This is a genomic window from Halomonas halmophila (genome assembly GCF_006540005.1).
In the GTDB taxonomy this organism is placed as follows: Bacteria; Pseudomonadota; Gammaproteobacteria; order Pseudomonadales; family Halomonadaceae; genus Halomonas; species Halomonas halmophila.
Map to the genome: position 1 here is coordinate 18,938 of NZ_BJOC01000028.1, position 24,891 is coordinate 43,828.

Consider the following 24,891-nt stretch of genomic DNA (forward strand, 5'->3'; position numbering starts at 1 on the left):
ACGCCATGAAACCCATCACCCTGAGCACGCTGCAGGCCAACAAGCGCGCCGGTGAAGCCTTCAGCTGCCTGACCGCCTATGACGCCACCTTCGCGCACGCTGCCGATGCCGCCGGCATCGAAGTGCTGCTGGTGGGCGACTCCCTGGGCATGGTGCTGCAGGGCCATGCCAGCACCCTGCCGGTCACCCTGGCGGACATTGCCTACCACACCGGCTGTGTGGCGCGACACAAGGGCAGAAGCCTGCTGATGGCCGACCTGCCCTTCATGAGCAATGCCTCCACCCAGCGCCTGCTCGAGGATGCCGGCGAACTGATGCGCGCCGGCGCCGAGATGATCAAGGTCGAAGGCGAAGCCTGGATGGCCGAGGGCGTGCGTGAGCTGGTGCGCCGCGGTGTGCCGGTCTGCGCCCACCTGGGCCTGACGCCCCAGGCCGTTCACCAGCTGGGCGGCTACAAGGTGCAGGGCCGGGACAGCGAGGAGGCCTCGCGCATCCTCGAGGAGGCCCGCGCCCTGGTCGCGGCCGGCGCCTCGGTGATCCTCCTCGAATGCGTGCCGGCCAGCCTGGGGCGTGCCGTCAGCGAGGCGCTCGAGGTGCCGGTGATCGGTATCGGCGCCGGCCCGGACACCGATGGCCAGATCCTCGTCATGCACGATGTGCTGGGCGTGACAGCGGGGCGCGGCCCACGCTTCGTCAAGAACTTCATGGCCGAGGCCGACGACATCCAGGACGCCTTCAAGCGCTACCATGACGCCGTCAAGACACGTCAATTTCCCGCCGAGGAGCACTGCTTCTGATGCAATGCCTGCAGCAGATCCGCGCCTTGCGAGACACGCTCGACGCGCACCGTCGTGCCGGCCGCAGCATCGGCCTGGTGCCCACCATGGGTAATCTGCATGACGGCCATCTGGCCCTGGTCGCCGAGGCGCGGCGGCGCGCCGACATCGTGGTGGCCAGCATCTTCGTCAACCCGACCCAGTTCGGACCGGGCGAGGATCTGGATGCCTACCCGCGAACCTTCGAGGCCGACCGCCGCCAGCTCGCCGAGGCCGGCTGCGACCTGGTGTTCGCGCCCGACGAGGCCACCCTCTATCCGCGCGGCGGGGCAGCCCAGACCCGGGTCAGCGTGCCCGATGTCTCGCAGGGCTTGTGCGGCGGCTCGCGTCCCGGCCATTTCGATGGTGTGGCCACCGTGGTCACCATGCTGTTCCATCTGGTGCAGCCCGATCTGGCCTGCTTCGGCGAGAAGGACTATCAGCAGCTGGCGGTGATTCGCCGCCTGGTCGACGACCTGCACCTGCCCATCGAGATCATCGGCGTGCCCATCGTGCGCGACGCGGATGGCCTGGCGCTGTCGTCACGCAACGGCTACCTGAATGCCGACCAGCGCCGCACGGCGGCCCGGCTGCAACAGACGCTGGGCGAGCTGCGCGATGCCCTGGAAAACGGCGCCGCCATCGCGCCGACCCTCGACCAGGGCCGGCAGCGCCTGCGCGCGGCCGGCTTCGAGCCCGACTACCTGGAGCTGCGCGCCGCCGACCTGAGCGAGCCCGATGCCTCGACAGGCGACGCCGTGCTGCTCGCCGCGGCCTGGCTCGGCAGCACCCGACTGATCGACAACCTGACCCTGAGGCTGCCCTCGGCCGCTTCACCGCCCTGACCACCCTCATGCCCTGACTCACCCCTAAAAAGGAGCCCGCGATGCTCACCCATATGCTCAAGGCCAAGCTGCACATGGCCCGCGTGACCCACGCCGTTCTCAACTATGAAGGTTCCTGCGCCATCGATGGCGAGCTGCTCGACATGGCAGGCATCCGCGACAACGAACAGATCCAGATCTACAACGTCGAGAACGGCCAGCGCTTCACCACCTATGCCATCCGCGCCGAGGAAGGCTCCGGCATCATCTCGGTCAACGGCGCCGCCGCCCATCTGGCCAGTGCCGACCAGCGGGTCATCATCTGCAGCTACGCCATGTACACCGATGCCGAGCTGGACGCCCATCAGCCGGCCCTGGTCTACCTGCAGGATGGCAACGCGGTCAGCCACACCAGCAACGCGATTCCCGTCCAGCTGGCCTGAGTCGGGCACGGCATGATGCCGCCGTCAGCCGCCATGCGACATAAGTTCAGGGGGCTTTCGGCGCACCGGGCATTGTCGCAGCGCACAATGGTCGCCTATGCTGGAAAGGCGTACGTCCGCTCATTTCAGGAGTCTTGACCATGTCAGAAGTGGTGATCGTTGCTGCACGCCGTACCGCTGTCGGCGCCTTCGGCGGCTCTCTTGCCGGCATTCCCGCCAGTGAACTCGGTGCCCATGTCATCAAGGATATCCTTGGTGGCACCGGTGTTGCCGGCGACCAGGTCGACGAGGTGCTGCTCGGCCAGGTGCTGACCGCCGGGACCGGCCAGAACCCGGCTCGTCAGGCGGCCATTCAGGCCGGCCTGCCCGAGGCGGTGCCCGCCATGACCATCAACAAGGTCTGCGGCTCCGGGCTCAAGGCCCTGCACCTGGCCACCCAGGCCATCCGCTGCGGCGATGCCGAGCTGATCCTGGCCGGCGGCCAGGAGAACATGTCGCTCTCCCCCCATGTGCTGCCCAACTCGCGCACCGGCCAGCGCATGGGGGACTGGAAGGCCATCGATTCCATGGTTCACGACGGCCTGTGGGACGCCTTCAACAACTACCACATGGGCATCACCGCCGAGAATCTGGCGGAAAAGTACAGCATCACCCGCGAGGCCATGGACGAGTTCGCCGCCGCCTCCCAGCAGAAGGCCGCCGCCGCCATCCGCGAAGGCCGCTTCAAGGGCCAGATCGCTGGCATCGACATCCCGCAGCGCAAGGGTGACCCGGTCCACTTCGACACCGACGAGAATCCTCGCGAGGTGACCGCCGAAAAGCTGGGCAGCATGCGCCCGGCCTTCAAGAAGGATGGCAGCGTCACGGCCGGCAATGCCTCGGCGCTCAATGACGGCGCCGCCGTGGTCATGCTGTGCTCCGCGGAAAAGGCCGAGGCCCTGGGCCTGGAGCCACTGGCCCGCATCAAGGCCTACTCCAATGCCGGCGTCGACCCGTCCATCATGGGCATCGGCCCGGCCCCGGCCACCCGCCGCTGCCTGGACAAGGCCGGCTGGAGCCTCGCTGAGCTTGATCTGATCGAGGCCAATGAAGCCTTCGCCGCCCAGGCGCTCTCGGTCAACAAGGAGCTCGGCTGGGACACCGACAAGGTCAACGTCAACGGCGGCGCCATTGCCCTGGGCCACCCGATCGGCGCCTCCGGCTGCCGGATTCTGGTCACTCTGGTGCACGAGATGATCGCCCGCGACGCGCACAAGGGACTGGCGACGCTGTGCATCGGCGGGGGGCAGGGCGTGGCACTGGCCATCGAGCGCTGATGGCTCGCTGACCGCCCTATCCAACCCATCGTCACCCTCGACAGGCCCCCGTTTGACGGGGGCCTTGTCGTTGCATTGCCGTCAATCGCGGCTGGGCCCGACCACCCGCGATGGCGTGCCTGCCACCAGTACCGCCGCCACGACGAACAATGCGCCCGAGCACAACAGCACACCGCTCAGGCCGGTGGCATCGACCACCTGCCCCCCGGCCATGGCGCCGATGCCGATCGACAGGTTGAACACGAAGGCCATCAGGGCGGTGGCGGCCTCGGAGTTCCGGGCGCTCTTGAGAATCCAGGTCTGCAGGCTGACCGAGATGCTGCCGAACACCGCGCCCCACAGCATCAGCAAACCGATCGCCAGCGGCGGCTGATGCCCCAGCAGGGGAAACGCCAGCGTCGCCGTGGCCAGCAACAGCGGAATGGCCAGCACCGTGGCATAGGGCCGACGCCCGGCGGCACTGCCGGCAAAGAAGTTGCCCAGCAACCCCGCCGCGCCGTAACACAGCAGCAGGGCACTGATGCTGGCTAGCGGAATACCGGCGATGTCCTGCAGAATCGGGCTGATGAAGGTGTAGGCGGAGAAATGACCGATCACGATCAGCGTCGTGACCGCGACGCCGACCCGCACGCCGCGACTGGCAAACTGATCGGCCAGATTCGACAGACGCACCGGCTCGCGTGCCGGCAGGCTGGGCAGCAACTGCCACAACGCCAGAGTCACCAGCAGGCTCAGCCCCGCCAGTGAGCCGAAGGCAATGCGCCAGTCGGTATGCTCGCCCAGCCAGGTCCCCGCCGGTACACCCAGCACCGCGGCCCCGGCCACCCCACTGAAGATCATCGACATGGCACGCGGCACCTGCGGCAGGGCAACCAGGCGCGAGGCCAGCCCCCCGGCAATCGCCCAGAAGCCGCCGATGCAGATGCCGACCAGCACTCGGGTCGCCAGCAGGGTGATGAAATCATCCGCCAGTGCCCCCAGCAGACTGGCCAGCGTCATCAGCGCCATCAAACCGGTGAGCAGCCAGCGCCGATTCAGGCGCCCGACCGCAACCGGCAACAAGGGGGCCGAGAAGGCCGCCACGACGCCGGGCACCGTGATCAGCAGGCCGGCGATGCCCGGCGTGACTGCCAGCGAATCGGCGACCTGGGACAGCAGCCCGATGGGCAGCTGCTCGGCCGTCACCAGCAGGAAGATGCCCACCATCACGGCGCCCACGCCCAGCCAGTCACGTTTCTCGGTGGTGGCCCTGGCCGCCGTCTGACTTGCAGTATCCTGTGTCATGAATTCCTCGGGTTCCACACAAAGACGCCCCCGCAGCTCGGCTGCAGGGGCGGCTCGTCCTCAAGCGTGCGGCTTGAAGCTTACAGCTGCGATTCTTCCTCGGCTGCCTCGGCTTCGAAGGCCGCCTTCTCTTCCGGAGTGATTTCCTTGATGGTCAGCTTCACCCGGTTGCGGTTGTCGATGTCGAGCACCTTGACGATGGGCTCGTCGCCCTCGTTCAGGAAATCGCGCACATCATTGACCCGCTCTGGCACGATCTGGGAAATGTGCACCAGGCCATCGGTCCCCGGAATGATGTTGACGAAGGCGCCGAAGTCGGCGATACGCACGACCTTGCCACGATACAGCTTGCCGATTTCGGGCACGGCGGTAATCGACAGCACGGTATCGATCGCCGCCTTGGCCGCCGACTTCTCCTCGGCATAGATGCGTACCGTACCGTCGTCGTCGAGATCGATGGAGGCGCCGGTGTCATCGCAGATCTTGCGGATCATGGCGCCGCCCTTGCCGATGACGTCGCGGATCTTCTCCGGATCGATCTTGATGGTCGCCATGGAGGGGGCGTTCTCGGAGACTTCCTCACGGCTCGTGCCGATCACGTCGTTCATCTGGCCGAGGATATGCTGACGCGCTTCATGGGCCTGCTGCAGCGCCTGCTCCATGATCTCCTCGTTGATGCCCTCGATCTTGATGTCCATCTGCAGGGCCGTGACGCCGGAGGCCGAGCCGGCCACCTTGAAGTCCATGTCGCCGAGGTGGTCCTCGTCCCCCAGGATATCGGTCAGCACGGCGAAGTCATCCCCGTCCTTGACCAGGCCCATGGCGATGCCGGCCACCGGAGCCTTCATGGGCACGCCGGCATCCATCAGGGCCAGCGAGGAGCCGCACACCGAGGCCATGGAGCTCGAGCCGTTGGATTCGGTGATTTCCGAGACCACTCGGATGGTGTAGGGGAAGTCGTCCTCGGACGGCAGCATGGCTTCCACACCGCGGCGGGCCAGACGGCCATGGCCGATCTCGCGACGCTTGGGCCCGCCCATGAAGCCGGCTTCGCCGACACAGTAGGGCGGGAAGTTATAGTGCAGCAGGAAGCGATCCTTGCGTTCACCTTCCAGGGATTCGATCAGCTGGGCATCACGCAGCGTGCCCAGGGTAGCCACGACCACCGCCTGCGTCTCGCCGCGGGTGAAGACGGCCGAGCCATGCGTCTTGGGCAGGCCGCCGACCTCGATGTCCAGCGGGCGTACGGTCCTCAGGTCGCGGCCATCGATACGCGGCTCGCCCTTGACCACCCGGCTGCGCACGACACGCTTCTCGAGGCTGGCGAAGGCGCCCTTGACCTCGTCGGCCTCGAACTGGCCGTCCTGGTCGCCGGCGAGCTGCTCGATGGCCTCGGCCTTGAGTGCCGCCAGAGCGTCCTGACGCTGCATCTTGTCGGTGACGCGGTAGGCCTCGCCGACGCGTGTCTCGAAGCCACGGCTCAGGGCCTCCTCGAGGGACACGTTGGCTTGCGGTGCCTGCCACTCCCAGCGCGGCTTGCCGGCCTCGGCGGCCAGCTCATTGACGGCCTTGACCACCGCCTGCATTTCCTGGTGGGCGAACAGCACGGCGCCCAGCATCTCGTCCTCGAGCAGCTCCTTGGCCTCGGACTCGACCATCAGCACGGCCTTCTCGGTCCCGGCCACCACCATGTTCAGCTCGGAGCTGGTCAGCTCCTCGACGGTCGGGTTGAGGAAGTAGCCCTGCTCTTCGCTGAAGCCGACCCGCGCCGCGCCGATCGGCCCATTGAAGGGCACGCCGGAAATGGCCAGGGCCGCCGAGGTACCGATCATGGCGGCGATATCCGGGTCATGGTTGCGATCGGTGGAAAGCACCGTGCACACGACCTGGACCTCGTTCATGAAGCCATCCGGGAACAGCGGACGAATCGGCCGATCGATCAGCCGCGAAGTCAGCGTCTCCTTCTCGGTGGGACGCCCCTCGCGCTTGAAGAAGCCTCCGGGAATCTTGCCGACCGCGTAGGTCTTTTCCTGATAATGGACGGAGAGCGGGAAGAACGGCTGGGAAGGATTGACGTCCTTCTTGGCCACGACGGTGCACAGCACCACGGTGTCGTCCATGGTGACCATCACGGCACCATTGGCCTGGCGGGCGATACGCCCGGTTTCCAGGGTGACGGTGCTGCGACCGTATTCGAATGTTTTCTTGACCGGATTCACGGCGGCTTCCTTCAACTTGTCGATTCATGTTCGGGTCGTTTTGACTCGCCGACCATTTTAGGGATTGACGGCCGAGAGGGCCACCGATTCTGTCACCCGCCCCGCCTCGCCAGCCCGACTACCCCGGACGCCACCCCCTGACAGACGAAACGGGCGGCCCCGAAGGACCGCCCGTTTCAACTGGCCTGAGTGAAGAAAAGGAGGAATTCGCGTGACGAGCGACGAGAGGCTGGTCGCCGCCGGCGCGCAGGACCCGCAGTGTAGGTGAAACTACATGAGGAGTCCGAGCACCGCCGGCGGCCAGGATCTCGAGCGCAGTAGCGAATGCCCCTTTTCTTAGCGGCGCAGGCCGAGACGCTTGATAATCGCCTGATACCGGTCGAAATCCTTGCGCTTCAGATAGTCCAGCAGCTTGCGACGCTGGTTGACCATGCGGATCAGGCCACGACGCGAGTGGTGATCCTGCTTGTTGGTCTTGAAGTGCCCCTGCAGACCGTCGATGTTGGCGGTCAGCAGTGCCACCTGAACCTCGGGGGAACCAGTGTCGTTTTCACCACGGCCGTGTTCGTTGACGATCGCGGCTTTCTGTTCTGCGGTCAGTGCCATCTGTCTCTCCAGTAAGCAATATGCCTAATGATGAATGTCGGGGACCACGCATATTTGCAGTCCCCACGCCCAGTCCGTGTCGGACTGGCTCACGCCGAGCCCGCGACCGCGGAGCTCAGCAGACGCCGGGGCGCTATATCCCCGGCCGCCGTCACCACGCCGAGCCCCCGGAAGGCCTCGTCATGGTAAAGCCTGATCAAGCTGTCGACGGGCAGCTCACCCGCCTCGCTTCTTGCCGCCTGGCCATAGCTCAGGTGGCGGGCGCCGGCATCACTCAGATCATGACGCGGCAGATGGGCCACCAGCACATCGACGGGCAGCAGCGCCGCATCCTGTGAGGCCGCCTCGACCCGCTGTTCCAGGCTTGCCAGGTCCAGCATGTCGTCCGCCACGAAGGGCCCTGTCTTGAGCCGCCGCAGCGCACTGATGTAGCCCCCGCATCCCAGCGCCTGACCGATGTCCTCGGCCAGGGTGCGGATGTAGGTGCCCTTGCTGACCCGTGCCTCCATCTCGAAGGCCGTGCCATCGACAGACAGGAGGCGCGCATCATACACGCTCACGCGACGCGCTGCACGCTCGATTGTCTTGCCCTCGCGAGCCAGCTCGTACAGCTTGCGCCCCTGATGCTTGAGTGCCGAATGCATCGGCGGCACCTGATCGAGCTCGCCGATGAAGTCGGTCAAGACCGCGCTGATGGCGGTCTCGTCCAGTGTCGGCGGGTCACGTCGTTCCAGCACCTCGCCGTCGGCATCGCCGGTATCGGTGATCACACCGAGCTCGACGCGGGTCCGGTAGACCTTGTCGGCCTCCAGCAGGTGCGACGAGAACTTGGTGGCCTCACCGAAGCAGACGGGCAGCAGACCGGTCGCCATGGGATCCAGAGTGCCGGTATGGCCGGCCTTCTGCGCATCGAACAAGCGCCTGGCACGCTGCAGGGCATGATTGCTGGACACCCCCTCGGGCTTGTCCAGCAACAGCACGCCGTCCACCGGACGGCCGCGACGGCGGCGCGCCATCAGCGTTCGCCTTCCTCGTCATCATGACGCGAGCGATCGTCGGCGACGGCCTCGTCAATCAGCGAGGAAAGGCGCTGGCCACGCTCCAGGCTGGCATCATAATGAAAGCGCAGCTCGGGCACATGGCGCAGCTTGATGCGGCGCGCGATCTGACCACGCAGGAAGCCGGCAGCGCGCTTGAGAATCTTCAGATTCTCGGCCACGCGCTCGTCGTCGTTCTCGCCCAGCAGGGTCACGTGAACGTCGGCGTAGCCCAGGTCGCGACTGACCTCGACACCACTGACGGTCACCATGCCCAGGCGCGGGTCCTTGACCTCGCGCTGGATCAGGACCGCCAGCTCCTTCTGGAGCTGGTCGGCCACACGGTCGGTACGCTTGAACTCACGCATGATCGACTCCTCGAGCGGTCACAGTGTCCGCTCGACCTTGACCTGATCGAAGACCTCGATCTTGTCGCCGACCTGGACATCGTTGTAGTTCTTCACGCCGATGCCGCACTCGACCCCGCTGCGCACCTCGTTGACATCGTCCTTGTAGCGACGCAGGGATTCCAGCTCGCCCTCGTAGATGACCACGTTCTCGCGCAGCACGCGGATCTTCTTCTGACGATGGACGTTGCCTTCGAGCACCATGCACCCGGCCACCTGGCCGATCTTGGGCGCACGGAAGACATCACGAACCTCGGCCACACCGACGATCTGCTCTTTCCAGTCCGGCTCGAGCATGCCGCTCATGGCCTGCTTGACCTCGTCGATCAGGTGGTAGATGACGCTGTAGTAGCGCAGCTCCAGGCCTTCACGTTCGATGATCTCGCGGGCGGCCGCATCGGCACGCACATTGAAGCCGACCACGATGGCCTCGGAGGCCAGCGCCAGGTTGGCATCGGTACCGGTGATACCGCCAACCCCGGACGACACCACGGCAACCTTCACCTCGTCGGTGGAGAGTTCCTCGAGGGCGCCCTTGATGGCTTCCAGCGAGCCCTGCACATCGGCCTTGAGGACGATGTTGACCTTGGCCGCCTCTTCCTGACCCATCTGGCTGAACATGTTCTCCAGCTTGGCCTTCTGCTGCCGGGCCAGACGCACCTCGCGGTACTTGCCCTGGCGGAAGTTGGCCACTTCACGGGCCTTCTTCTCGTCGTCGAGGACCATGAAGTCATCACCGGCTTCCGGCGTGCCATCCAGACCCTGGATCTCCACCGGCATGGCGGGCCCCACTTCCTCGACCTGCTTGCCGAGTTCGTTGGTCAGGGCGCGCACGCGGCCATAGTGCAGGCCGGCGAGCACGATATCGCCACGCTTCAGGGTACCGTTCTGGACCAGTACGGTGGCCACCGGACCACGACCCTTGTCGAGACGCGATTCGACCACCACACCCTTGCCGGGCGCTTCGGGCACGGCCTTGAGCTCGAGCACTTCGGATACCAGCTGAATCGACTCCAGCAGGTTCTCGATGCCTTCCCCGCTCTGTGCGGAGACATGCACGAACTGCGTATCACCGCCCCACTCTTCGGAGATCACGCCGTGCTGCGACAGCTCACTCTTGACGCGGTCCGGATCGGCATTTTCCTTGTCGATCTTGTTGACGGCCACGACCATCGGGACTTCGGCCGCCTTGGAGTGCTCGACGGCTTCGATGGTCTGCGGCATGACACCGTCATCGGCCGCCACGACCAGCACCACCACGTCGGTGGCCTTGGCGCCGCGTGCCCGCATGGCGGTAAAGGCCGCGTGGCCCGGCGTATCCAGGAAGGTCACGCCGCCGTGATCGTCTTCGACGTGGTAGGCACCAATGTGCTGGGTGATGCCGCCGGCTTCGCCGGTGGCCACCTTGGCACGGCGGATGTAGTCGAGCAGCGAGGTCTTGCCGTGGTCGACGTGGCCCATGACCGTGACGACCGGCGAACGCATGATTTCCTCGCCCTCGTAGGAAATGCCTTCGAGGACTTCCGTCTCCAGCGCATCATCCTTGACCAGCTTGGGCTTGTGGCCCATTTCCTCGACCACGATGGCCGCGGTGTCCTGGTCGATGGTCTGGTTGATGGTCACCGCCGCGCCCATGGTGAACATGGCCTTGATGACCTCGTTGGCCTTGATCGACATCTTGTCGGCCAGGTCGGCAACGCTGATGGACTCGGGGATCGAGACTTCGCGGACGATCGGCTGCGTCGGCTTCTGGAAGCCGTGCTTGCCACCGCCCTGGCCACCACGGCGGCTGCCACGACGCTCGGCGCGCTTGGCCTTGCGACCACCACGCCGCCGCTCTTCGCGGTCGTTGCGGTCATCCTCGCGCTCGTTGCCGCTGTGCCCCTTCTTGCCGGGCTTGCCACTGGCCTTCTTGACGGCCGCGCGGCGACCCTCGGTGCGGCCTTCCTTGGGCGGTGCCGGGGCTTCCTCGGGGGCCGGGGTCTCCAGCTCGGGCACCGGAATCTCGGGCTCGGGCTCGGCCTTGGCCGGCGCGGCCTCTTCGGCGGCGGATTGCTCGGCGGCCGCCTTCTCGGCTTCGGCCTGCTCGGCTGCCTGGCGCGCCTCTTCTTCCTCGGCACGACGCTTGGCTTCCTCGGCCGCCTCGGCTTCACGCTTGGCCTCGGCCGAGGCCATGTCCCCCACCAGCTGACGAGGACCGCTTTCCTCCTGCTGGGGCTCTTCGGCCGGCTCTTCGTCGCGCTTCACGTAGGTACGCTTCTTGCGGACCTGCACCTCGATGCTCTTGCCACGCTCACCGGTATTGATACGGCTGCGGGTCTTGCGGGTGAGGGTGACGCGGTTTTTCTCTCCCGCCGAGCCACTGCCCCCGTGGCTCTTGGTGAGGTAATCGAGCAGCTGTCGCTTGTCCTCCTCGGACACAACGTCGCCCTCGGACTTGTGCTCGAGTCCGGCTTCTTTCATCTGCTCCAGCAGGCGGGACACATCGCGCCCCACCTTTGCTGCAAAATCCTTAACGGTCATTTCTGACATTACGACCCTCCTCAGCCCGTGACCCGTATTACTGTTCGCTCTCGAACCATGGCGCGCGGGCGGTCATGATCAGTGATGCAGCGCGCTCGTCGTCCAGTTCCTCGATATCGGTCAGATCATCGACAGACTGCTCGGCGAGATCCTCCATGGTGACGATACCCCGACTGGCCAGGATGAAGGCCAGGTGGCGCTCCATGCCGTCCATCGCCAGCAGGTCGTCGGCCGGCTGGGCGCCATCGAGTTCTTCCTCGGAAGCGATGGCCAGGTTCAACAATTCGTCCTTGGCACGCGCGCGCAGCTCCTCGATGAGCTCTTCGTCCAGCTCTTCGATTTCCAGCATTTCTTCCACCGGGACGTAGGCGACTTCTTCCAGTGACGTGAAGCCTTCCTCGACCAGTAGACGCGCCACGTCATCGTCGACGTTCAGGTGTTGAATGAAGTACTCGACCAGGCTATCGACCTCCTGATCACGTTTGCTCTCGGCTTCCGCCTCGGTCATGACGTTGATGCGCCAGCCGGTAAGCTCGGTTGCCAGGCGGACGTTCTGGCCGCTGCGACCGATGGCCTGGGCCAGATTGTCCTCGCCGACCGCGACGTCCATGGCATGGGCGTCCTCGTCGACCAGAATGGACGCCACATCCGCCGGCGCCATGGCATTGATAACCAGCTGTGCCGGGTTGTCGTCCCACAGTACGATGTCCACGCGCTCGTTCTGCAGCTCGGTGGAGACCGCCTGAACGCGCGAGCCGCGCATGCCGACACAGGCACCCACCGGATCGATGCGGCGATCATTGGTCTTGACCGCGATTTTGGCGCGCGAACCCGGATCGCGGGCCGCGCCCTTGATCTCGATCAGCTGCTCGGCGATCTCGGGAACCTCGATCTTGAACAGCTCGATGATCAGTTGCGGTGCGATGCGCGACAGGATCAATTGAGCGCCACGCGCCTCGGGATCGACCTTGGTCAGCAGGGCCCGCACACGTTCGTTCATGCGATAGCGCTCGCCGGCGATCATCTCGCTACGCGGCAGGAACGCCTCGGCATTGTCGCCCAGGTCAATGATCAGGCCGTCGCGTGTCGTCTTCTTGACAATGCCCGCGACCAGCTCGCCCTCGCGTTCGGCGTAGAGGCTGACGACCTCGGCACGCTCGGCTTCACGGACCTTCTGCACGATGACCTGCTTGGCGGTCTGAGCGGCGATCCGGCCGAAGGTGGCGTTCTCGATCCGCTCCTCGACTACATCACCCAGACCCAGCGGCGGATCGCGCCGTTCGGCATAGGTGAGCTTGATCTGGGCATCCGGCCCGTCGAAGTCGTCGTCCTCGACCACCTCCCAACGACGGAAGGTTTCATAGTCCCCGGTACGACGATCGATGTGCACGCGCACGCTAGCTTCTTCATCCTCGAAGCGCTTGCGCGAGGCACTGGCCAAGGCGGACTCGACCGCCTCGAAGATCACGTCGCGGGGGACCCCCTTCTCATTGGAGATCGCGTCGACGACCGCCAGAATCTCTTTACTCATGACTTAGCCTCGCCAGAAAACCCGTCCTTGTGCACCACCATCACGACTCGAACTGCGGTTCGATGCGTGCCTGGTCAATGCTCTCGATGGGAAAGCAATATTCCTCGCCGTCGAGCTGCAACAGCACCTCGTCACCTTCAATGCCGGCCAGCACTCCCTTGAACTTGCGACGCCCATCGAAGGCCGTGCGCAGTTTCACGGTCACGCTGTGACCCGCATAGCGCTCGAATTGCTCGAGGGTAAACAGCGGCCGATCCACCCCAGGGGATGACACCTCGAGTCGATACTCGCCGGCGATCGGATCCTCGACATCCAGCACCGCACTGACCTGGCGACTGATATCGGCACAATCATCCACCCCGACCCCGTTCTCATGGTCGATGTAGACCACCAGCCGGGAGTGCTTGCCCTGGGACAGATAATCGATGCCCCACAGCTCAAAGCCCATGGCCGTGACGATCGGCTCGATCAGCGCCTTCAGCGCAGTATCCTTGGTTGCCATGGAAGAAAGCTCCTACAGCCGTTGCATCAGGCACCTGGCCAGGAGTCAACAGGAAAGTCAGGTGGCTGATTGGCGTTATCCCGGGTCAGCCGATCGCGCTGTGTCGTCGAGCTGGCCGCTAACAAAAAGCCCCTTCACAGGAAGGGGCTTTTACAAGAAACCTGTATACCACTTCGGCATCATCGGCATGCCCCTCAAGGAACTGCATGCCTGCCAGGAAGATGGTAGCGGGGACCGGATTTGAACCGATGACCTTCGGGTTATGAGCCCGACGAGCTACCAGACTGCTCCACCCCGCATCAATCTAGGTCGGTGATTGTATGCCCGATGCCTGCCGGCGTCAAGCTACAACGCTACCGTTCTGCCAATCCTGCTACTGAGGCCGACACTCGCATGCTCACTGCCCTGCGGAGTCGGTTTCAGATGGTGCCGAAGGCGGGACTTGAACCCGCACGACCGTAAGGCCACTACCCCCTCAAGATAGCGTGTCTACCAATTCCACCACTTCGGCATCAGGGGACGACCGGAAGGCACGGATCAGCTTCCGCCCTCCTCCAGTACTGGCGCTGCATTATCCTCGCCACTGCCCTCTTCGTCAAGGGTCGGGGAGGTTTTTTGCTGCTCGATCACTTCGGCATCGGGAATACCTGTCTCGACCGGCGCCTCGCCGGCCTGGGACGCAAAATACGCCAGGGCCAGGGAGGTCGCGAAGAACGCGGCCGCCAGCAGGGCGGTCGCGCGTGACAGGAAGTTGCCGCTGCCGCTCGAACCGAACACGGTCTGGGAAGAACCGCCACCGAAGGAGGCGCCGGCATCGGCACCCTTACCCTGCTGCAGCAGGATCAGGGCAACCAGGGCGATGGCAATCGCCACGTGGATCATGAGAAGAGCAACTTGCATGGATTCAACCTGCTGACTGACAAATGGCTAGGAAATCGTCGATCTTGAGAGAAGCGCCACCGATCAGGCCACCATCGATATCCGGCTGAGCCAGGAGTTCGGCGGCGTTGTCGGCCTTCATGCTGCCGCCGTACAGCAGCGGCGTGGCAGCGGCGAGCGCTTCGGCATGACTCGCCAGGCGACGGCGGATCGCGGCGTGCATCGCCTGCGCCTGTTCCGGAGAAGCAGTACGCCCGGTGCCGATGGCCCATACCGGCTCATAGGCGATCACCAGCTGCTGACGCTGGTCCGGCTCCAGGCCGTTCAATACCGCATCCAGCTGACCGAGCACCACTGCCTCGCTACGCTCGGCATCACGCTCGGCGAGGGTCTCACCGAGGCACAGGATCGGCCGCAGGCCGACGTCCAGGGCGCGTTGTACGCGTACCAGCACGGCGGCGTCGTCCTCGTTGAACAGGGTACGCCGCTCGGAGTGGCCGACGAGCACCAGGCTCGCCCCCAGCTCGCGCAGCATCTCGCCGCTGACTTCACCGGTGTAGGCCCCCGAGGCCTGGTCACTGAGGGTCTGCGCGCCCAGTGTCGCGCGGCTGCCCGATAGGGCACGGGCCGCGGCGTCCAGATAAGGGAATGGCACCATCAGGGCGACATCCAGCTGCGACGGCAATGCAGCATCACCGAGTGCCTGACCGAATGACTCGACCAGGCTACGGGAACCGTTCATCTTCCAGTTGCCGGCAATCAGCGGCGTAGGCATGAGACTTCCTCTTCAAGGTGGGCCGAAATGGTATAGGAGCGGCTTTGTCAAGACAACATGTGCTCGACATCATCGGCAAGACGGCGCGCCAGGCCCTGGACATCCAGGTGCGGGCGGCCCTCCACCATGACGCGGATCAACGGCTCGGTGCCCGACGGCCGCAGCAGGACACGCCCCTGGTCGCCGAGCTCGGCTTCCAGGGCCGCGACGGCGTCCTTCAAGGCCGGCTCATCCATCAGCGCCTTGGCATCGGCACCGGCCGGCAAGCGCACGTTGACCAGCGCCTGTGGCGCTTTCTCCAGCCCGGACAGCAGTTGCCCCAGAGGCTTGCCCTCGCGCGCCATGATCGACAGTACCTGGAGGGCCGAGACGATGCCGTCGCCGGTGGTCTGCACATGACCACAGACGATATGGCCCGAGGATTCGCCGCCCAGCTGCCAGTCATTGGCGGCCATGCGCTCGATCACATAGCGATCGCCGACCTTGGCGCGCTCGAAGGGCACGCCCATCTGTTCCAGGGCGGCCGCCAGGCCGAAGTTGCTCATCAGGGTGCCGACCACGCCACCGACCAGTTCGCCCCTGGCGTGGCGATCACGGGCAATCATGTAGAGGATGTCGTCGCCATCGACCTCGCGGCCATCGGCATCCACCAGCAGCACCCGATCACCGTCGCCGTCGAAGGCCACGCCCAGGTCCGCGCCCTCGCGGATGACCGCGGCACGCAGCGCCGCCGGCTGGGTGGAGCCCACGTCATGGTTGATGTTCAGGCCATCCGGATTGGCGCCGATCAGGCTGACCTCGGCGCCCAGCTCGCGGAACACATTGGGCGCGATGTGGTAGGTGGCCCCATGGGCGCAATCGACCACCATGTGCAGGCCGTGCAGATGAACACGGTTGGGCACGGTGGACTTGCAGAACTCGATGTAGCGACCGGCCGCATCATCCACGCGACGCGCCTTGCCCAGGGCATCCGGCGCCACCGTGGTCAGCGGCTGGTCGAGCATCGCCTCGATGCGCTCCTCGACGGCATCGTCCAGCTTGACCCCCTCGGCGGAAAAGAACTTGATGCCGTTGTCGGCAAAGGCATTATGCGACGCCGAAATGACGATCCCGGCATCGGCGCGGAAGGTGCGCGTCAGGTAGGCGATGCCCGGCGTCGGCATCGGGCCGAGCAGGGCCACATCGACGCCCGCCGCCGACAGCCCGGCCTCCAGCGCCGACTCGAACATGTAGCCCGAGATACGGGTGTCCTTGCCGATCAGCACCCTGGCCTGGCCGAGTTCACGCCTCAGCACCTGGCCGGTCGCCCAACCCAGCTTGAGCATGAAGTCAGCAGTGATGGGAGGTTCCCCGACCGTCCCGCGAATGCCATCCGTGCCAAAGTAACGTCTAGTCATTGTCGCAACCTTCCTTGAGTACGGCCCAGGCCATGTTCACCGCGTCCACGTGGGGCCCCACATCATGAACGCGCAGGATGCGCGCCCCACGCTCGACAGCCATGGCGGACAGGACCAGGCCACCCGCAAGACGCTCTTCCACCGGCCGCTCCAGCACTTTGCCGATCATGCTCTTGCGCGACATGCCGACCAGGATCGGCAACTCGAGTGCGGTCAGGCGCTCCATGTACTTCAACAGACGTAGATTATGCTCCACCGTCTTGGCGAACCCAAAGCCGGGATCGATCAGCAACCGCTCACGCCGCAGCCCCGCTGCCTCACAGGCGGCCACCCTCGCCTCGAGGAACTCGGCCACGGCTTCCTCGACGGGCCGGTCATAGTGCGGATCCTTCTGCATGTCCCCCGGCTCGCCCAGCATGTGCATCAGGCATACCGGCAGCCCGGTAGTGGCAGCGGCCCGCATGGCGCCCTCGCGCCGCAGGTTGCGCACGTCGTTGAGCATGCCGGCCCCGGCATTGGCCACTTCATGCATGACCTCCGGTGTGCTGGTATCCACCGAGACCAGCGCATCCAGGTCGCGCACCAGGGCCTCGACCACCGGCATGACCCGATCCAGTTCCTGCTGCACGGGCACGGCGGCCGCGCCGGGACGTGTCGATTCGCCGCCCACGTCGATGATCGAGGCCCCCTCGCCGAGCATCTTCTCGGCCCGCTGACGGGCATCATCCAGGGCCACATGATGCCCCCCATCCGAGAAGGAGTCCGGCGTCACATTGAGCACCCCCATGACATGGGGAAAGGAGAGATCCAGGCGGTGGCGACCGCATTGCAGGGTGGAGGCAGGTCTGGTGTACATCATCTTCCCGGAAAAGCAGCGAACGACCGAGCCCGGCATCATGCTGGCCGGGCGCTACACAAAAGGCGCCCCGCAGGGCGCCTGACGATCCTGGTGACTGGGCAGCGGATCAGGTACCGGCAGGACCACCCAGGGGATCGGAGGGGCGACGCCGCGGCGTCTCCTCGTCCGAGTCACCATCATCGGAGGACGAATCCGAGGCCTGGTTCTCGTCGCCGGCATCGGTCACCGGCGAACCGCCACCGGAGCCCCCATCTTCCCAGTCCTGCGGCGGCTTCGGGTCACGGCCTTCCATGATGTCCTTGAGCTGGCTGTGATCGATGGTCTCGTACTTGACCAGCGCCTCGGCCATGGCATCCAGCTTGTCGCGGTTATCCTCGAGGATCTGACGCGCCTGCTGGTAGCACTCGTCGATGATGCGGCGCACTTCCTTGTCGAGACGCGTGGTGGTCTCGCCGGACTTCAGCATGCCGCCCTGACTGCCACCACCGAGGAACTGGTGCGACTCGTCCTCGTCGTACATGATCGGCCCCATCTCGTCGGACAGACCCCACTTGGCGACCATGTTGTGGGCCAGCTCGGTGGCCCGCTTGATGTCGTTCGAGGCCCCCGTGGTCACGCCATTGGGTCCGAGCGTCATTTCCTCGGCGATACGACCACCGAACAGCGAGCAGATCTGACTGATGATCTGCTGACGCGACATGCTGTAGCGATCCTCGTCCGGCAGGAACATGGTCACGCCCAGTGCGCGGCCACGCGGAATGATGGTCACCTTGTAGACCGGATCATGCTCTGGCATCACCAGGCCGATAATAGCGTGGCCGGACTCGTGATAGGCCGTGTTGAGCTTGTCCTTTTCGGTCATGACCATGGAGCGGCGCTCGGCGCCCATCAGGATCTTGTCCTTGGCCATTTCCAGCTCATCCATGCCCACCAGGCGCTTGTTGCCACGCGCGGCGAACAGCGCCGCCTCGTTGACCAGGTTGGCCAGGTCGGCCCCAGAGAAGCCCGGGGTACCACGGGCGATGAAGGTCGGCTTGACGTCATCTCCCAGCGGCACCTTGCGCAGGTGCACGTTGAGAATATGCTCGCGGCCGCGGATGTCCGGCAGCGGCACGGTCACCTGGCGGTCGAAACGGCCGGGGCGCAGCAGCGCCGGATCCAGCACGTCGGGACGGTTGGTTGCGGCAATGACGATGATGCCTTCATTGGCCTCGAAGCCGTCCATCTCGACCAGCAACTGGTTGAGCGTCTGCTCACGCTCGTCATTGCCGCCGCCCATGCCGGCACCGCGCGAGCGGCCCACGGCGTCGATCTCATCGATGAAGATGATGCACGGCGACTGCTTCTTGGCCTGCTCGAACATGTCGCGCACGCGGGAAGCACCGACGCCGACGAACATTTCCACGAAGTCGGAACCGGAAATCGAGAAGAAGGGCACACTGGCCTCGCCGGCAATCGACTTGGCCAGCAGGGTCTTGCCGGTACCCGGCGGCCCCACCATCAGCACGCCGCGCGGAATCGTGCCGCCCAGGCGCTGAAACTTGGTCGGATCGCGCAGGAAGTCGACCAGCTCCTCGACTTCTTCCTTGGCCTCGTCACAGCCGGCGACGTCGGAAAACGTGGTCTTGATCTGATCCTGGGACAGCAGCTTGGCCTTGGACTTGCCGAAACTCATCGGCCCGCCCTTGCCGGTACCACCGCCCTGCATCTGGCGCATGAAGAAGATGAATATCGCCAGAATCAGCAGGATCGGGAAGCTGGCGATCAGCAGGCGAGTCCACAGGCTCTGCTCTTCGGGCTTCTTGCCGACCACGGTGACGTCATGGGCCAGCAGATCATCCATCAGCTTGGGGTCTTGCGCCGCCGGGCGAATGGTCTGGAATTCCGAACCATCGCTGCGCTGGCCGGAGATCGTGTAACCATCGATGGTCACGCTCTCGATCTGCTCGTTTTGCACCTGCTCGATGAACTGAGAGTAGTTCATCATCTGCGGTGAGTCTTCGACACTGAAATTGTTGAACACCGTCAGCAACACCGCTGCGATGACCAACCACAAAATCAGGTTCTTCGCCATATCGTTCAAGGGACTACCCTCATTGCAAGAATCCGTCGGCCGAATACGCCTAGTGCTTCGACACTACATTCGGGACACATGTTCAACCAGGACGTGGCCGCGCGTCCATCACATGATGACCCACTGTGGCATATTTGCCACACATTGTCCGGCCATTGAACCGTTAGTACCAGCCTATCGACGAGGCTGTCTTGTCACGGGTCCGGGCCCGACAGGTCGCCAGGCTCAGCCGCGAAATCCTTCCGCCAGCAGGTACACCTCGCGCGAACGGGCTCGCGAGGCTTCCGGCTTGCGCGTCACCACCCGCTTGAAGTCGCCGCGCAGCTCCTTCAGGAAGGCATCGAAGCCTTCCCCCTGAAACACCTTGGCGAGGAAGCTGCCGCCCGGCGACAGTGTCTGGCGGGCCAAGTCCAGGGCCAGCTCGACCAGGTACATGGCCTGCGGCTGATCGATCGCCGCCATACCACTCATGTTGGGGGCCATGTCCGACATCACAAGGTCAACCGGTCGCTTTTCGAGGCGCGCCAGTATTTCGTCGAGCACGCTCTCTTCGGTGAAGTCGCCCTGCACGAAATCGACACCGGGCAGGGCATCGATGTCGAGAATGTCGGAGGCGATCACGCGGCCCTTGTCGCCCACCTTCTCGGCCGCCACCTGGCTCCAGCCACCCGGCGCCGCCCCGAGATCGATGATCGTCATGCCGGGACGCAGCAGCTTGTCCTTGTCGTTGATCGCCAGCAGCTTGTAGCTGGCACGACTGCGATAACCGTCCTGCCAGCTCTGCTGCACATAGGGATCATCGAAATGCTCTTTCATCCAGCCGGAACGCGCTTTTGACGAACCGCCCGACGAGCCGCGCTTCCCGGCTCCCTTGGCACGCGAGGCTTTATCCCCGGCGCGCGAATCATGCGAAGATGCCACGGCATCACCTGTAAAATGATCTGGATGACGGGCGGTCGAGCGAAGTCCGGGATGACCTGAAGGCAAGTGCGCTCCCGGCCGCTCGGCACAATAACCCGAGAATGCGGTTTCGCCACGACGCGATACGCCGTAACATGGGCGCGCAGCGCGCCAACCGGGAAGAATCAAGATACCATGAGCTTGTCACAGGCACAAAAGAAAGCATTTCGCAGCATCGGCCACCACCTCGACCCCGTGGTCATGGTGTCGGAGAACGGCATTTCAGAAGGCGTGATCGCCGAACTGGACCGCGCGCTCACCGACCATGAACTGATCAAGGTCAAGCTGGCACTGCCCGAACGCGAGGACCGCACCGCGATGATCGAGGAACTGCTCGACGCCAGCGGCGCGGAACTGATCCAGAAGATCGGCAAGGTCGCCCTCCTCTACCGCCACAACCCGAAGGTCAACCCGAAGCTGTCCAACATCAAACGCTTCGAGAATCATCACGGGCGACGCTGACGCGCCGCAGAGAGGGAAGAAGGAAGAGACAAGAGGGAAGAAAACCCTCTACCCAACGACAAGGCCGCCCGTCCGGGCGGCCTTTCTTACTTCTTCACTCTTCCGACTTATCTTACAGATGCTCCACACTGGAGATCTCGTACTCGACGTCGCCGCCGGGGGTGCGCACCAGCACCGTCTCGCCTTCTTCCTTGCCGATCAGGGCGCGGGCGATCGGCGAGGTCACGGAGATCAGCCCCGATTTGATATCGGCCTCGTCCTCGCCGACGATGCGATAGGTCACTTCCTCGTCATCCTCGAGGTTGATCAACTCCACCGTCACCCCGAAGATCACCTTGCCCGTCCTGGGCAGCTTGGTGACGTCGATGACCTGAGCGTTCGAGAGCTTGCCCTCGATTTCCTGAATACGCCCCTCGATGAAGCCCTGCTGCTCACGCGCCGCATGATACTCGGCGTTCTCCTTGAGATCGCCGTGCTCACGCGCCTCGGCGATCGCGGCAATGACATTGGGTCGTGCTTCGCCCTTGAGGTGTTCGAGTTCTTCGCGCAGACGCTGTTCACCGACGGAGGTCATCGGGACCTTGTTCATTGACTGACTCCTGCATGCAGTTCCTGTAACCGCCGTACCGTGATGGCATTTCCATATTCGAGCGCCAGACAAACGGCATTCGCCCCTGCCAGGGTGGTGGCATAGGGGACCTTCCGAGCAAGGGCGGTACGGCGGATCACCGAGGAATCATTGATGGCCTGGCGGCCCTCGGTGGTATTGACGATATAGGCGATCTCGTCGTTCTTGAGCAGATCGACGATATGCGGCCGGCCTTCATACACCTTGTTCACGACCTCGACGGGCAGGTCGGCCGCTTCCAGAGCCGATGCCGTGCCGCGTGTCGCGCATAGGGTAAAGCCCAACTTTAGCAGAGAACGGGCCACTTCGATAACACCCGATTTATCCGGCTCGCGCACCGACAGGAAGGCCTTGCGCTCGCCATCCAGGGCCGGAATGGCCTCGCCGGCGCCCAGCTGGGCCTTGTAGAAGGCCTCGGCAAAGGTGTCCCCGCTGCCCATGACCTCGCCGGTGGACTTCATCTCCGGCGACAGGATGGGGTCGACCCCCGGGAACTTGTTGAACGGGAAGACGGCTTCCTTGACGCTGTAGAAGTGCGGCACCACTTCCTCGGCGAAGCCCTGGTCGGCCAGCGAGGTGCCGGCCATGCAGCGCGCCGCCACCTGCGCCAGCGAAGTGCCGATACACTTCGATACGAAGGGCACGGTACGCGAAGCCCGCGGATTGACCTCGATGACATAGATCTCGCCATTCTGCCAGGCCAGCTGCACGTTCATCAGGCCCTTGACGCCAAGCTCCACCGCCATGCGCTTGACCTGGTCACGCATCTCGTCCTGCACCGCGGCCGGCAGCGAGTACGGCGGCAGGGCACAGGCCGAGTCACCGGAGTGCACGCCGGCCTGCTCGATGTGCTGCATGATGCCGCCGATCACCACCTGCTGGCCGTCGGAGACCGCATCGATATCGACCTCGATGGCCGCATTCAGGAAGTGGTCGAGCAGCACCGGCGAGTCATTGGAAACCTTGACCGCGTGGATCATGTAGTTCTCGAGCTCGGACGCATCATAGACGATCTCCATGGCCCGACCGCCCAGCACATAGGACGGCCGCACCACCAGCGGGTAGCCGATGGCCTCGGCCTTGGAGAAGGCCTCCTCGAAGCTGCGCGCGGTGGCATTGGGCGGCTGCTTGAGCCCCAGCTTGTCGATCATCTCCTGGAAACGTTCACGGTCCTCCGCGCGGTCGATGGCATCCGGCGTGGTACCGATGATCGGCACCCCGGCGGCCTCGAGCTCACGGGCCAGCTTGAGCGGGGTCTGACCGCCGAACTGCACGATCACGCCCGCCGGCTTCTCCTTGTCGGCGATCTCGAGCACGTCCTCGAGGGTCACCGGATCGAAGTAGAGACGGTCCGAGGTGTCATAGTCGGTGGAGACGGTCTCCGGGTTGCAGTTGACCATGATGGTTTCATAGCCGTCGTCGCGCATGGCGAGCACCGCGTGCACACAGCAATAGTCGAACTCGATGCCCTGGCCGATACGATTGGGCCCGCCACCCAGCACCATGATCTTCGGGCGCTCGGAGACCTCGGCCTCGCACTCTTCCTCGTAGCTGGAATACATGTAGGCGGTATCGGTGGCGAACTCGGCGGCACAGGTATCCACACGCTTGTAGACGGGACGGATGTCGAACGCCTGACGCGCCTTGCGGAAATCCTTCTCGGCCACCCCCAGCAGCTTCGACAGGCGCGCATCCGAGAAACCCTTGCGCTTGAGTGCGAAGAGCTCGTCAGACGTCAGCTCGGAGAGCGAGCGCCGCGCCAGCTCGGCCTCGGCACGCACCAGGTCCTCGAGCTGCACCAGGAACCAGCGGTCGATATTGGTCAGGCGGAATACTTCCTCGATGCCCAGCCCGGCGCGCATGGCGTCGGCCACATAGAAGACGCGCTCGGCACCCGCCACCTGCAGCTCGCCCTTGATGTGCGCCATGGCATCATCCGTGAAGCGCGTGACCTTCGGGTCGAGGCCGTCATTGCCGGTCTCCAGGCCGCGCAGCGCTTTCTGCAACGACTCTTGGAAGGTCCGGCCGATGGCCATGACCTCGCCCACCGACTTCATCTGGGTGGTCAGGCGGTCGTTGGCCTGGGGGAACTTCTCGAAGGTGAAGCGCGGTATCTTGGTGACCACATAGTCGATGGACGGCTCGAACGAGGCCGGGGTACGCCCGCCGGTGATGTCGTTCTGCAGCTCGTCCAGGGTATAGCCGACGGCCAGCTTGGCGGCGATCTTGGCGATGGGAAAGCCGGTGGCCTTGGAGGCCAGCGCCGAGGAGCGCGAGACGCGCGGGTTCATCTCGATGACCACCACGCGACCGGTCTGCGGGTCCACGCCGAACTGCACGTTGGAGCCGCCGGTCTCGACGCCGATCTCGCGCAACACCGCCAGCGAGGCGTCGCGCATGATCTGGTATTCCTTGTCGGTCAGCGTCTGCGCCGGCGCCACGGTGATGGAGTCGCCGGTATGCACGCCCATGGGATCGAAGTTCTCGATGGCACAGACGATGATGCAGTTGTCGTTCTTGTCACGAACGACCTCCATCTCGTATTCCTTCCAGCCCAGCAGCGACTCATCGATCAACAGCTCATGGTTGTTGGAGAGCTCGAAGCCACGGGTGCAGATTTCCTTGAACTCTTCCTTGTTGTAGGCCACGCCGCCGCCGGAGCCGCCCATGGTGTAGGAAGGCCGGATGATCACCGGGAAGCCCAGCTCGCCCTGGATCTCCCAGGCCTCGTCCATGCTGTGGGCGACCTTGGCCTTGGGGCATTCCAGGTCGATGCGCCTCATGGCCTGGTCGAAGAGGTCGCGATCCTCGGCCATGTTGATGGCGTCGGCGTTGGCGCCGATCATCTCGACGCCGTGTTTGGCGAGGACGCCGTGCTTGTCGAGGTCCAGGGCACAGTTGAGGGCCGTCTGGCCGCCCATGGTGGGCAGGATGGCATCGGGTTTTTCAGCCTCGATGATTTTCTCGACGGCCTGCCAGGTGATCGGCTCGATGTAGGTGGCATCGGCCATCACCGGGTCGGTCATGATGGTCGCCGGGTTGGAGTTGACCAGGATGACCCGGAAGCCCTCCTCGCTCAACGCCTTGCAGGCCTGGGCGCCGGAGTAGTCGAATTCGCACGCCTGACCGATGACGATCGGGCCGGCGCCAATGATCAGGATGCTCTGGATGTCGGTACGTTTTGGCATGACGGTTCCCGCGTCTAATTCAGTGTAAAAACAGACTCGATGATGGCTTGGAGAGAACTTTTCCGGCGCCAAGCCCCGGAGTGCCGGACCATCGCGAGGGCGCTGTAAACCCTTCCCTGAGCGCTACTTTTGCCATTCATGGACAAAAGACACTCGCTTCGG

At 64.5% G+C, this 24,891-nt stretch carries 21 protein-coding genes and 2 tRNA genes; 5 read left to right on the plus strand and 18 right to left on the minus strand.

The genetic code is table 11. The features are described from left to right. The first annotated feature begins 5 nt into the window (after positions 1-5). The 4 genes from panB (at position 6) to HHA01_RS10545 (ending at position 3,398) form a co-directional block, all read left to right on the plus strand. On the plus strand, positions 6-797 hold the full coding sequence (gene panB / locus HHA01_RS10530; RefSeq protein WP_141320469.1) for a 3-methyl-2-oxobutanoate hydroxymethyltransferase: 792 nt from the start codon (positions 6-8) through the stop codon (positions 795-797). After that, the gene (panC, locus tag HHA01_RS10535) at positions 797-1,660 is read left to right on the plus strand and encodes a pantoate--beta-alanine ligase (RefSeq protein ID WP_141320471.1); all 864 of its coding nucleotides are present in this window, start codon (positions 797-799) and stop codon (positions 1,658-1,660) included. The genes panB and panC overlap by 1 nt, the downstream gene beginning before the upstream one ends. Before the next feature lie 41 nt (positions 1,661-1,701). Further along, positions 1,702-2,082 carry an aspartate 1-decarboxylase gene (gene panD, locus HHA01_RS10540; protein ID WP_141320473.1) on the plus strand — a complete coding sequence of 127 codons (381 nt, stop codon included), beginning with the start codon at positions 1,702-1,704 and terminating at the stop codon, positions 2,080-2,082. Positions 2,083-2,222: 140 nt separating this feature from the next. Then, positions 2,223-3,398: an acetyl-CoA C-acetyltransferase gene (locus HHA01_RS10545; protein ID WP_141320475.1), complete on the plus strand. Its 1,176-nt coding sequence runs from the start codon at positions 2,223-2,225 to the stop codon at positions 3,396-3,398. Positions 3,399-3,479: 81 nt separating this feature from the next. Here the strand turns inward: HHA01_RS10545 and HHA01_RS10550 are convergent, their stop codons facing one another. From HHA01_RS10550 to rlmE, 16 genes are all read right to left on the minus strand, one after another. Further along, positions 3,480-4,682: an MFS transporter gene (locus tag HHA01_RS10550; RefSeq protein ID WP_141320477.1), complete on the minus strand. Its 1,203-nt coding sequence runs from the start codon at positions 4,680-4,682 to the stop codon at positions 3,480-3,482. A gap of 80 nt (positions 4,683-4,762) precedes the next feature. Then, complete coding sequence (pnp, locus tag HHA01_RS10555) at positions 4,763-6,901, minus strand: polyribonucleotide nucleotidyltransferase (protein WP_174787731.1); 2,139 nt, start codon at positions 6,899-6,901, stop codon at positions 4,763-4,765. Between the two features lie 336 nt (positions 6,902-7,237). Beyond that, complete coding sequence (rpsO, locus tag HHA01_RS10560) at positions 7,238-7,507, minus strand: 30S ribosomal protein S15 (protein ID WP_141320481.1); 270 nt, start codon at positions 7,505-7,507, stop codon at positions 7,238-7,240. 89 nt (positions 7,508-7,596) lie between these two features. Beyond that, positions 7,597-8,523 (minus strand): tRNA pseudouridine(55) synthase TruB, encoded by a 927-nt coding sequence (gene truB / locus HHA01_RS10565; protein WP_141320483.1) that lies wholly within the window; start codon positions 8,521-8,523, stop codon positions 7,597-7,599. Further along, the gene (gene rbfA, locus HHA01_RS10570; RefSeq protein ID WP_141320485.1) at positions 8,523-8,912 is read right to left on the minus strand and encodes a 30S ribosome-binding factor RbfA; all 390 of its coding nucleotides are present in this window, start codon (positions 8,910-8,912) and stop codon (positions 8,523-8,525) included. Before rbfA ends, truB begins: the two co-directional genes overlap by 1 nt. Positions 8,913-8,930: 18 nt before the next feature. Continuing rightward, a complete protein-coding gene (infB, locus tag HHA01_RS10575) occupies positions 8,931-11,483 on the minus strand; it encodes a translation initiation factor IF-2 (protein ID WP_141320487.1) in 2,553 nt (850 codons plus the stop codon). Positions 11,484-11,511: 28 nt separating this feature from the next. Then, positions 11,512-13,005: a transcription termination factor NusA gene (gene nusA, locus HHA01_RS10580; protein ID WP_141320489.1), complete on the minus strand. Its 1,494-nt coding sequence runs from the start codon at positions 13,003-13,005 to the stop codon at positions 11,512-11,514. A 40-nt stretch (positions 13,006-13,045) separates the two neighbouring features. Next, positions 13,046-13,507: a ribosome maturation factor RimP gene (gene rimP, locus HHA01_RS10585; RefSeq protein WP_141320491.1), complete on the minus strand. Its 462-nt coding sequence runs from the start codon at positions 13,505-13,507 to the stop codon at positions 13,046-13,048. A 222-nt stretch (positions 13,508-13,729) separates the two neighbouring features. Next, positions 13,730-13,806, minus strand: a tRNA-Met gene (locus HHA01_RS10590). Positions 13,807-13,931: 125 nt separating this feature from the next. After that, positions 13,932-14,018, minus strand: a tRNA-Leu gene (locus tag HHA01_RS10595). Between the two features lie 26 nt (positions 14,019-14,044). After that, entirely contained in the window at positions 14,045-14,407 is a 363-nt protein-coding gene (secG, locus tag HHA01_RS10600) for a preprotein translocase subunit SecG (protein ID WP_141320493.1), read from the minus strand. Positions 14,408-14,411: 4 nt separating this feature from the next. Then, positions 14,412-15,161, minus strand: coding sequence for a triose-phosphate isomerase (tpiA, locus tag HHA01_RS10605; protein WP_141320495.1), 750 nt, complete (start codon positions 15,159-15,161; stop codon positions 14,412-14,414). A 47-nt stretch (positions 15,162-15,208) separates the two neighbouring features. After that, the gene (gene glmM, locus HHA01_RS10610) at positions 15,209-16,558 is read right to left on the minus strand and encodes a phosphoglucosamine mutase (protein WP_141320497.1); all 1,350 of its coding nucleotides are present in this window, start codon (positions 16,556-16,558) and stop codon (positions 15,209-15,211) included. Next, positions 16,551-17,414, minus strand: coding sequence for a dihydropteroate synthase (gene folP / locus HHA01_RS10615; protein ID WP_438825522.1), 864 nt, complete (start codon positions 17,412-17,414; stop codon positions 16,551-16,553). Before folP ends, glmM begins: the two co-directional genes overlap by 8 nt. A 109-nt stretch (positions 17,415-17,523) precedes the next feature. Further along, a complete protein-coding gene (ftsH, locus tag HHA01_RS10620; protein WP_141320501.1) occupies positions 17,524-19,500 on the minus strand; it encodes an ATP-dependent zinc metalloprotease FtsH in 1,977 nt (658 codons plus the stop codon). 216 nt (positions 19,501-19,716) lie between these two features. Further along, the gene (gene rlmE / locus HHA01_RS10625) at positions 19,717-20,412 is read right to left on the minus strand and encodes a 23S rRNA (uridine(2552)-2'-O)-methyltransferase RlmE (protein ID WP_141320503.1); all 696 of its coding nucleotides are present in this window, start codon (positions 20,410-20,412) and stop codon (positions 19,717-19,719) included. A gap of 174 nt (positions 20,413-20,586) precedes the next feature. On the opposite strand from rlmE, the gene yhbY reads away from it, so the two are divergent. Then, a complete protein-coding gene (gene yhbY, locus HHA01_RS10630; RefSeq protein ID WP_141320505.1) occupies positions 20,587-20,913 on the plus strand; it encodes a ribosome assembly RNA-binding protein YhbY in 327 nt (108 codons plus the stop codon). 112 nt (positions 20,914-21,025) lie between these two features. Here yhbY and greA read toward each other — a convergent pair whose 3' ends face one another. Together greA and carB are read right to left on the minus strand one after the other, a co-directional pair. Further along, positions 21,026-21,502 (minus strand): transcription elongation factor GreA, encoded by a 477-nt coding sequence (gene greA, locus HHA01_RS10635; RefSeq protein ID WP_141320507.1) that lies wholly within the window; start codon positions 21,500-21,502, stop codon positions 21,026-21,028. Then, positions 21,499-24,729, minus strand: coding sequence for a carbamoyl-phosphate synthase large subunit (gene carB, locus HHA01_RS10640; protein ID WP_141320509.1), 3,231 nt, complete (start codon positions 24,727-24,729; stop codon positions 21,499-21,501). Before carB ends, greA begins: the two co-directional genes overlap by 4 nt. Positions 24,730-24,891: the final 162 nt, after the last annotated feature.